This window comes from Arthrobacter sp. N199823 (genome assembly GCF_002929705.1).
Classification (GTDB): Bacteria; Actinomycetota; Actinomycetes; order Actinomycetales; family Micrococcaceae; genus Specibacter.
On record NZ_PJIN01000030.1, the window covers coordinates 1 to 2633 of the forward strand.

At 61.0% G+C, this 2633-nt stretch carries 2 protein-coding genes; both read left to right on the forward strand.

The genetic code is table 11. The features are described from left to right. Positions 1 to 196 precede the first annotated feature (196 nt). The gene (gene istA / locus CXQ93_RS20045; protein ID WP_181036251.1) at positions 197 to 1723 is read left to right on the forward strand and encodes an IS21 family transposase; all 1527 of its coding nucleotides are present in this window, start codon (positions 197 to 199) and stop codon (positions 1721 to 1723) included. Continuing rightward, on the forward strand, positions 1720 to 2499 hold the full coding sequence (gene istB, locus CXQ93_RS20050) for an IS21-like element helper ATPase IstB (protein WP_308470646.1): 780 nt from the start codon (positions 1720 to 1722) through the stop codon (positions 2497 to 2499). Before istA ends, istB begins: the two co-directional genes overlap by 4 nt. Positions 2500 to 2633: the final 134 nt, after the last annotated feature.

The following is a 2633-nucleotide window of genomic DNA, read 5'->3' on the forward strand; positions in this document are numbered from 1 at the left end:
TGTTAGCGGCCATGAAAAACTGCCCATAGGCGGCCACGAAAGTGCCCACTGATGGCCAGCAGAAATGCCCATTGGTGGCCATGAGATCTGCCCACTCTTTTTACTAGCCTCGTCGTGTTCTTAACGGCGGGAGCCCCTTCCTGGGGTTTGATGTCGGTGTCTAGTCGCACCAAACCAAACCAGGAAGAGGCTCTGTATGAAGTCTGACGGAGAAATCATGGAAATTCTTGAAGCGTACGATCTTACGAAGTCGTTTCGTGCCGCGGCAGTCCTTGCGGGTTGTTCGCACCACACCGTGGCCAAGCACGTCGGGGCCCGAGAGGCCGGACGGCCTTTGGCGGAACCAGTATCCAGGGAAAAGATCACTGATGAGTACCTGCCCAAGATCGAAGAGCTCGTGGAGAAGACGCGGGGCCGGATCCGAGCCGATGTCGCCCACCAGAAGTTGGTGGGTATGGGCTTTGAGGGATCGGAGCGTTCCACCCGCCGCGCGATGGCCCAAGTTAAGGACGCGTGGAAGCTCGGACGGGTACGCGTGCACCGCCCATGGGTGACCGAGCCAGGTGGCTGGCTACAATACGATTTCGGCGACGGCCCGGCTATTGATGGTGTGAAGTCGGTGTTGTTCGTGGCGTGGCTGGCATGGTCACGGTTCCGGATCGTTATCGCTTTGCGGGACCGGACAGCACCATCGGTGTTCGCCGCTCTTGATCGCTGTTTCCGCATTATCGGAGGGGCACCGGTTTACATCCTGACTGACAATGAGAAGACGGTAACGGTATCCCATGTGGCCGGAGTGCCGATCAGGAACCTGCAAACCGTTGATTTCGCCCGCTACTACGGGGTGACCGTATTAACCTGTCAGCCGGCAGATCCTGCTTCCAAGGGCGGGGTAGAGAACGCGGTAAAGGTCGCTAAGGCTGACATCGTGCCCAAGGAAACGAACCTGCGTGAGGTGTATGGCTCCTTCGCTGAGGTGGAGGCCGCGTGTGAGGAATTCATGGCCCACATCAATACTCGTGAGCACCGCAGCACCAAGCGTAAACCGGCGGCGATGCTTGCCGAGGAGGTCCTGCGCCTGCACCGGGTTCCGGACGATGCCCACACGGTCTCCTTCGGTTTGGCCCGCACGGTTCCGCCGAACACGCCCATGGTCACGTTCAACAACGCCATGTATTCCGTGCCGTCCCACCTTTTGGGGCAGCGGGTGTTCGTTCGTTCCCACGGGGCTGGCCCGGATGAGAAGGTCGTCATTGTTCACCATGGCGTGACCGGCCCGGTGGAAGTCGCCCGCCATTACAGGGCCAGGCCGGGGAGCCCTGCAATCAATGACGAGCACTTCCCCGGGTATGTGGAAAAGATCCCGGGCGACTACACGCCCAGGGCCCGTACCGGGGCCGAGGCGGAGTTCCTAGCCATCGGTGGTGGTGCCGTTACCTGGCTAAAAGAAGCAGCCGCGGTTGGCACTCAACGGATCACCGTGAAAATGGCTGAAGCAGTGTCGTTGGCGAAGATCGCAGGCGTCATTGACGTTGACCGGGCCCTAGGGACTGCGGCGATTCATGGCCGCTTCGCCCACGGAGACCTCTCCTCGATCCTGCAAGCAGGGCGGGCCAGCACCATCACCCATGCCGCGAGCGAGGGCACCTCCTTGACGCAGGGCACCGGTGCTTGGGCCGCGATCACCACCACAACCGCCACCGTCAGTGAGGTAAAGCAGTGAACCCGATCAACACCACCGCCCCGGCACTGCCACAGGACCTCGAGGCGATGATGCGTTCCTTGAAGATGCCCCACGCCCGCGCCTTGGCCCCGGAACTCGTCGCTACCGCCCGTGCCCAGCGCTGGGAACCGGCCGAGGTCATCAAGGCCCTCTTCGCCGAGGAAATCCGTGGCAGGGCCGCCTCGATGCTCGCCACCCGGCGCAAAGCTGCCGGGTTCCCGACCGGGAAAACCTTCGATGTCTGGGACCCGGCCGCTTCCTCGATCCCGGCCCCGACTCAGCAAGCCCTACGGACCCTGGAATGGATCCGGCGCGGGGAAAACCTGGTCGTTTGTGGCCCTTCTGGTACCGGGAAAACCTTCTTTCTCGAGGCTCTGGGCCAGCAAGCCGTCGAAGAAGGGCTGCGTGTGGCGTGGTTCCGGCTTGAGGACCTCGGTCAGCTCATCCGCGCTCACCGCACTGATGACAGCGTCACTAGAGCTATCACCCGGGTGCTGCGCGCTGATCTGGTCGTGATCGATGACATTGGCCTGTTGCCCGTGGGAACCGACGCTGCCGAAGGGCTTTACCGAGTCGTGGATGCTGCCTACGAGAAACGCTCTATCGCGATTTCTTCTAATCTGCACCCGGCTGGCTTCGATGAACTCATGCCCAAGACCCTGGCGACAGCGACCGTTGATCGGCTGTTGCATCATGCCCATCTGTGTCAGACCAGTGGTGACTCCGTCAGGCTGACACAAGCACTGGCTGGGAAGGGCGTGACACAAATGAGCTAAAGCACTGGATCGGACTGGCCAACCACAAATCTATATTTGCGGGCAGATCTCATGGCCATATCCGGGCATTATTGCTGGCCACCAGTGGGTAGATAACCTGACCGCTGGTGGGCAGAAACTCATGGCCCTTGACA